General features: G+C 73.5%; 6 protein-coding genes, 1 tRNA gene and 1 pseudogene. 4 read left to right on the forward strand and 4 right to left on the reverse strand.

Annotation, left to right across the window (positions count from 1 at the left end):
• Positions 1–85: 85 nt before the first annotated feature.
• On the reverse strand, positions 86–724 hold the full coding sequence (locus tag RIN80_RS25605) for an ATP-binding protein (RefSeq protein WP_309098015.1): 639 nt from the start codon (positions 722–724) through the stop codon (positions 86–88).
• Positions 725–892: 168 nt separating this feature from the next.
• Positions 893–1,720, reverse strand: a complete 828-nt coding sequence (locus RIN80_RS25610) for a glycerophosphodiester phosphodiesterase (RefSeq protein WP_309098016.1) — start codon at positions 1,718–1,720, stop codon at positions 893–895.
• A 300-nt stretch (positions 1,721–2,020) separates the two neighbouring features.
• Here RIN80_RS25610 and RIN80_RS25615 point away from each other — a divergent pair, with 300 nt between their 5' ends.
• The 3 genes from RIN80_RS25615 (at position 2,021) to RIN80_RS25625 (ending at position 4,417) form a co-directional block, all read left to right on the forward strand.
• The gene (locus tag RIN80_RS25615; RefSeq protein ID WP_309098017.1) at positions 2,021–3,400 is read left to right on the forward strand and encodes a trypsin-like peptidase domain-containing protein; all 1,380 of its coding nucleotides are present in this window, start codon (positions 2,021–2,023) and stop codon (positions 3,398–3,400) included.
• A gap of 63 nt (positions 3,401–3,463) precedes the next feature.
• Positions 3,464–3,550, forward strand: a tRNA-Ser gene (locus RIN80_RS25620).
• Positions 3,551–3,658: 108 nt separating this feature from the next.
• A complete protein-coding gene (locus tag RIN80_RS25625; protein ID WP_309098018.1) occupies positions 3,659–4,417 on the forward strand; it encodes a glycosyltransferase in 759 nt (252 codons plus the stop codon).
• Here the strand turns inward: RIN80_RS25625 and RIN80_RS25630 are convergent.
• Positions 4,412–5,203, reverse strand: a complete 792-nt coding sequence (locus RIN80_RS25630) for a PIG-L deacetylase family protein (protein WP_309098019.1) — start codon at positions 5,201–5,203, stop codon at positions 4,412–4,414. The genes RIN80_RS25625 and RIN80_RS25630 overlap by 6 nt on opposite strands.
• Positions 5,200–5,424 (reverse strand): ferredoxin, encoded by a 225-nt coding sequence (locus tag RIN80_RS25635; RefSeq protein ID WP_375141814.1) that lies wholly within the window; start codon positions 5,422–5,424, stop codon positions 5,200–5,202. Before RIN80_RS25635 ends, RIN80_RS25630 begins: the two co-directional genes overlap by 4 nt.
• A gap of 443 nt (positions 5,425–5,867) precedes the next feature.
• Between RIN80_RS25635 and RIN80_RS25640 the strand changes: the two are divergent.
• A pseudogene (locus RIN80_RS25640) lies at positions 5,868–6,719 on the forward strand (hypothetical protein); the annotation flags it as partial.

Raw genomic sequence — 6,719 nt, forward strand, 5'->3', positions numbered from 1 at the left:
CGCCGGGTCCATGTGGACGACGCCGGGTGCGGCGCGGCCCTGCCCTCACGGTCCCGGCGTACCGCGCTCAGTCCAGGTACCGCGCTCAGTCCAGGTCGTCGAAGGCGTCCGCGAAGTCCAGACCCGGTATCCGGGACACGGCCGGGGCGGTGACACGGGTCGCGAAGTCGTCGCGGCGGTGGCCGGCGTCCGGGTCGTGGACGTCGTCGTGGACGACGACCCAGACCGTGACCTCGCCGCGGACGTCGTCCCGGACACCCCAGTCGTCGGCGAGCGCGGTGATGATGTTCAGGCCGCGGCCGCCGTGGGCGGTGACCGACGGGGTCGCGGGGGCGGGGCGGGTCGGGCCGCCGCCGTCCGTGACCTCGACGATGAGCCGTCCGGACGGGTCCACGCGCCACGCGGCACGGACGTCGCCGTCACCGGAGAGGGCGTCGCCCAGGGGTCTGCCGTGCTTGCACGCGTTGCTGAGAAGTTCGGAAAGGATCAGTACGGCGTCGTCGATGACCGATTCCGCTACACCGCCGCTGCGCAACTGCGCCCGCATGCGGTGTCTCGCCTTGCCCACGCCCGCAGGGCCATGGGGTACGGCCATGCTCGACGACGTGGGCACCTCCTGTGCCACCACCAACGCCACCCCCGAGACCTCCTTCGCCCCACGCCACGGTGTGGATGCCCCATTGGCCTGTACCGGAAACCGGCCAATCCACGTCCGGTGACGCACTCACCACGATCGAATACGGATCGAACGCGCCGGAGCACTCCCGTGATCGCGTGGCTGGAAATCGTCGTTGTGGCCGAGAGGGGAGCATCCCGTCCGACCGGGGGCGGGGTCAAGGGGTGTGCGTGGGTCCGATGGGACTCGTGGGGCTGTCGGCGCCGGCCCGGAACCTCAGCGGCCCAACTGGTCGAGCACCGCGCGCGGACGGTTGGTGATGATGGCGTCGACGCCCAGGCCGACGCACAGGTCCACGTCCTCGGGCTCGTTGACCGTCCACACGTGCACCTGGTGGCCCGCCCGCTTCAGGCGCTCGATGTGGGCGGGGTGGTTGCGCACGATGCGCACGGAGGGGCCCGCGATCCGCACGCCCGGGGGCAGTCGCCCGTCGCGCAGCCGGGGCGTGACGAACTGCGTCAGATGGACCGTCGGCAGGGTCGGCGAGGCGGCACGCACGCGGTGCAGTGAGCGGGCCGAGAAGCTCATGACCCGGACCTGCGACTCCTCCGCGGAGGCCGGGGCGTCGAGGCCGAACCGCTTCAGCAGGACCAGCAGCCGCTCCTCGACCTGCCCCGCCCAGCGTGTGGGGTGCTTGGTCTCGACGGCCAGCTCCACCCGGCGCCCGGCGTCGGCGACGAGTTCGAGCAGCCGCTCCAGGGTGAGGACGGAGGTCGCCTCGCGGTCCTCCGGGCGGTGCTCCCAGTCGGGTTCCTCGTCCCGTCCCTTCCAGACGTCGCGCGTCTTCCAGGAGCCGAAGTCCAGGGCGGCGAGGTCGGCCAGCTCCAGGGCGGAGACCGCGCCGCGGCCGTTGGACGTACGGTTGACGCGTCGGTCGTGCACACACACCAGGTGGCCGTCGGCGGTCAGGCGCACATCGCATTCGAGCGCGTCCGCGCCGTCCTCGATCGCCTTGGTGTAAGCGGCCAGGGTGTGTTCCGGGGCGTCCTCGGAGGCCCCGCGGTGGGCGACGACTTGAATCGGATGCCGGCGAGCGTGGGTCACCGCGTCATGGTGCCACCGCATGCGGGTACGCGTCCGGTCGGACGGACCGGACCGAGAGGCGGATCCGGACGGAAGCACTGGGATTGCATCCTTTTAGTCGGTAATGCCCTATATAAAGAATGGCCCCGGACCCACAGCCACCGCTTATGGTGCTCTGACGGCCTGTGGGAAAAGCTGACGGCATACAAAGGGACAAGCACAGCTGTATCGCGCCGGTCCCGCCGACCGGCGTGGACGAGCGCGACCGAGCGCGACCGAGTGCGCCCCAGGACAGACAGCCGTGGATCGAGGAGAGAAGCTGTGAGCACCGAGAACGAGGGCACCGCGGTACCCCCCGCCCCGTCCGCACCCCCCGTGCCGGTGGACGCTCCCGCTGCTCCGGCGCCCCAGGGGCCGTACGGACAGGGCGCGCCCGGCGACGCCGGTCACCCCGGCGTCTCCTCCTCCGCCCCCGACCCCTCCTGGCCTCCGCCCCCGCCGCCGGCCGGTCCGCACGACGGCGGCTCCGGTTCCGGCCCGGGCGGCTGGGGCGCGTCGTACCAGCAGCCGGCGCCGAAGTCCGGCCGCGGGCGCGGCGGGCTGGTCGCCGGCATCCTGATCGCCGCGCTGGCCGCGGGCGGTCTGGGCGGCGGCCTGGGGTACACCCTGGCGAAGAACAACGACGACAGCACCGGCTCGACGACGGTCTCCTCCTCCACCAGCGGCGGCGACGTCAAGCGCGACCCGGGCACGGTCGCGGGCGTGGCCGCCAGGGCGCTGCCGAGCACGGTCACGATCGAGGCCGAGAGCACCAGCGGCGAGGGCGGCACGGGCACGGGCTTCGTCTTCGACAAGCAGGGCCACATCGTCACCAACAACCACGTGGTGGCGGACGCGGTGGACGGCGGCAAGGTCACGGCGACGTTCCCGGACGGCAAGAAGTACGACGCCCAGGTGGTCGGCAACGCGCAGGGCTACGACGTCGCGGTCATCAAGCTCAAGGACGCCCCCGGCGACCTCAAGCCGCTCACCCTCGGCGACTCCGACAAGGTCGCCGTCGGTGACGCGACCATCGCGATCGGCGCCCCGTTCGGCCTGTCCGACACGGTGACGACGGGCGTCATCAGCGCCAAGAACCGCCCGGTGGCCTCCAGCGACGGCAGCGGCAGCCAGGCGTCGTACATGAGCGCCCTGCAGACCGACGCGTCGATCAACCCGGGCAACTCCGGCGGGCCGCTGCTGGACGCGCACGGCAACGTCATCGGCATCAACTCCGCGATCCAGTCCACCGGCAACGGCGGCTTCGGCACCGGCCAGTCCGGCTCGATCGGCCTGGGCTTCGCCATCCCGATCAACCAGGCGAAGTACGTCGCCCAGGAGCTGATCCGGACCGGCAAGCCGGTGTACGCGAAGATCGGCGCTTCCGTCTCCCTGGACGACAGCTCCGACGGCGCGCAGATCACCGACCAGGGCGCGGGCGGCTCGGCACCGGTCGAGCCGGGCGGCCCGGCCGCCAAGGCGGGCCTGAAGCCGGGCGACGTCATCACCAAGCTCGACGGCCACGTGATCGACTCCGGCCCGACGCTGATCGGCGAGATCTGGACCCACAAGCCGGGCGACAAGGTCACGATCACCTACGAGCGCGACGGCAAGCAGCACACCACCGAGGTCACCCTGGGCTCCCGCGTCGGCGACAACTGACCCCCACCCGCCCGCGCCGACCCGTTACGCTTGTCCCCGCGCCGCCGAGCACGGCAGGTGCGGGGAGGCGTGCCCGAGCGGCCGAAGGGAACGGTCTTGAAAACCGTCGTGGCAGCGATGTCACCGTGGGTTCAAATCCCACCGCCTCCGCTTGCTGAGCAGTGAGCACGGCCCCCGGCCCGGTTCTCCGGTCGGGGGTCGCTTGCATGTCCGGTTCCGGCAGGAGCGTCCCGTACCCGGAAAGGCTGTGAGCCGCCTGTGAGTCGGTGCATCGTCGTCGTCACCGCTGTGCACGGACCCCATGCCCGCTTCCTGCCGGAGGCCTACGCGTCGCTGTGCGCGCAGCGGTTGCCCGGGGGGTGGGAGTGGCACTGGGTGATCCAGCAGGACGGCGAGGGCGACGGGGTGCGGCCGTTCGTGCCCGAGGACCGGCGGGTGACGTTCCGGCAGGGGCGGGGCGGCGGGCCCGGGGTGGCGCGGACCATGGCGCTGGCGCACGCCGAGGGTGCCTACGTGAAGGTGCTGGACGCCGACGACCTGCTCGCGCCCGGGGTGCTCGCGCGGGATCTGGCGGTGCTGGAGGGGGACCGCGGCCTGGCCTGGGTGACGTCCCGGGTGCTGGATCTGCTGCCCGACGGGTCGACGGCCGGGTTCCCGGGCGATCCCGCCGAGGGGGTGATCGAGCGCGGGGACGTGCTGGAGTACTGGAAGGCCAACGGGTTCCTCGCCCAGGTCCATCCGGCCTCGCTGTTCGTCCGGCGGGAGCTGCTGCTCGCGCTCGGCGGCTGGATGGCGCTGCCCGCCTCGGAGGACACGGGCCTGCTGCTCGCGCTGAACGCCGTGAGCCGGGGGTGGTTCTCGCGGGAGGTGGGGTTGCTGTACCGGAAGTGGGAGGGGCAGGTCACCGGCAAGGCCGCGCACATGGAGCGGGGCGAGCGGGAGGCCCGGATGGCCGTGGTGGAGACCCGGGCCCGAGCGCTGTCCCGTCTGCGGTGGAGCTTCGGCGCGGCCTCATGACCACAGCTCCGGGTCCGCGTCCGTGCCGCCCGGGGGCGTGGGGGCGAGGCCGAGACGGGTGTACCACTCCGTGCCCAGCAGCAGTGCGCGTTCCCGGTCCGGCAACGCGGCGATCAGGCCCGGGGCGGCGCCCCGTTCGACCTCCGTGCGGTGGGCCAGGATCGCGGCGACCTTGCGGTCCAGCCAGGGGGACACGTCGACCGCGGCGGTGACGTGGTCGTCCGGGACCGTGTACATCCGCTTGCCCGTGGGAGCCAGGAGGCCGGACCAGGAGCGGACGGCCGAGTGGGGGTGCGTGGCCAGGTACAGCGCGTCCGGCCGCCAGGGGGCGCCGGCGTCCGGGTAGAGACGTTCGAGGCCGGCGGCCTGGACCGCGAGCAGGGCCACCCGGTGGGTGTGCACATGGTCCTCGTGGCCGGTCGGTCCGCCGTACGCGTCGTGGGTGAGGACGATCCGCGGGCGGAACGCGCGGAGGTGTGCGACCAGTTCCCGCACCGTCTCGTCCAGCGGGGCATCCAGGAGTCGGGGCCGGTCCGGGGCCGAGGGCGGGACGCGGGAGTCGGCGTAACCGAGCATCCGGGGCGGGCCGGCGCCGAGGACGCGCAGGGCTTCGGCCAGTTCCGCGGCGCGCGGGGTGTCCGGTGCCCAGGTCGCCGTGACGACCGCCGTGCGCGCGCCCGCCGCGGCGTGCCGCGCGAGCACACCGCCCGCGGCCAGGGACTCGTCGTCGGGGTGGGCGAAGACCGCGAGCAGGTCGGGGAACGGCCTGCGTCCGCCCGTGCTCACGGGTGGTCGGGCGCCGGTGCCCTGGTGAGGGCGATCGCCTGGCTCGGGCACCGCTCCGCCGCCTCCAGGACGTCCGGGTCGCCCTCCGGCGTCCGCTCCCGGCCCGGGCGGACGACGCCGTACCCGTCGACGAAGTCGAAGACCGCCGGGGCCCGGTGGGCGCACTCGGCGGATCCGTAGCAGAGATCGCGGTCGACGGAGACCCGCATGGCGACCTTCATGACCCTGTGTCCCCTTCGGAAGGCGTCACGGACCGTGGGCATCGGGAAGTGACGGCCCACCAGGAGGTGCCTGCCCAGCGGGCCTGTGGTCGAACCGGCCGGATCCCGCGTACGAACCGGCCGGATCGTGCGTCGGCCGGCCCGGTCGGCGGGGTGGGGGAGCGCGGTCGGCGGGGTTGTAGGGCGCCGGCCGCAGGGAGGATCACCACGTCGTCCGACACCGGTCCCTCCCCTCGTGGGGACCGGTGCCGAACGGTGGAGTCACCGTCGTCCGACTCGGACGGAGGCTGACCGGATGGGTGCGATTGCTGGGTCCGGATCCTGCCATTTCCGGCCATGGACGGGGAGGTTCCGGGGGCAAACGGAGGGTATTGCCGCAGGTCAGCTGTATAGAGTGAGTTTTCCGGACCGGACGTCGGACGTCCCGGCGTGACCAGTGGGGAGTGGAGACCTTGAGTTCCGACCCGGGGGCACGCACCGCCTTCGCGGAACGCCTCGCACTGCTGTACAAGGAAGCAGGCAACCCTCCACTCAAACGCGTGTCCGAGTCGGTCGGGCGGCTGCAGCGGATCGACGAACGCGGGCGGCCCGTACGGGTGTCCGCCCAGCGGATCAGTGACTGGCGCCGGGCCCGGAACGTACCCGCTCAGTTCACCGCCCTCGCGGCCGTGCTGCACGTGCTGATCCCCGAGGCGCGCCGGGCGCGGCCGACGCCGGTCTCCCCGGGCCTGTACGACCTCGCGCAGTGGCAGCGGCTGTGGGAGCGCGCGGTGGCCGACCCGGTGGGCGAGCGTCCCGCGGCGTCGGCGGCGGAGGAGGGACCCGCCACCGAGGCGCCGCCCGCGCCGGGCGGCGTGTGCCCGTACCGGGGGCTGGCCTCCTATCGCCGGGAGGACGCCCGGTGGTTCTTCGGCCGGGAGCGGAGCACGGACGCGCTCGTCACCCAGCTCCGGGCGGTGTCGGGCACGGGCGGTCTGGTCATGCTGGTGGGCGCGTCGGGGGCGGGGAAGTCCTCGCTGCTCAACGCCGGTCTGGTGCCCGCCCTGCGGGACGGCGCGCTGACCGGCGCCGACGGCGACGACGACGGCAAGGGCGGCAGGGGTGGCAGGGTCGGAACCGGCCGCGCGGCCGACGGCGCCACCGGAGGCCCGGGCGCCGGGACCGGCCAGGGCACAAGCCCCGGGGGTCACGGCACGAGCCCCAGGGGGCAGGGCATCCACCCCGGTCGGGGCATCAGCTCCGACGGCCAGGGCGCCGGTCAGGGGCAGGGCGGTGACCACGGCCGGGCCGGCAGC

Source organism: Streptomyces sp. (genome assembly GCF_031181705.1).
GTDB lineage: Bacteria > Actinomycetota > Actinomycetes > Streptomycetales > Streptomycetaceae > Streptomyces.

Bases quoted from the DNA above. Each gene is read 5' to 3' on its own strand.
- RIN80_RS25635 (WP_375141814.1), bottom strand. From the start codon at position 5,424: ATGAAGGTCGCCATGCGGGTCTCCGTCGACCGCGATCTCTGCTACGGA.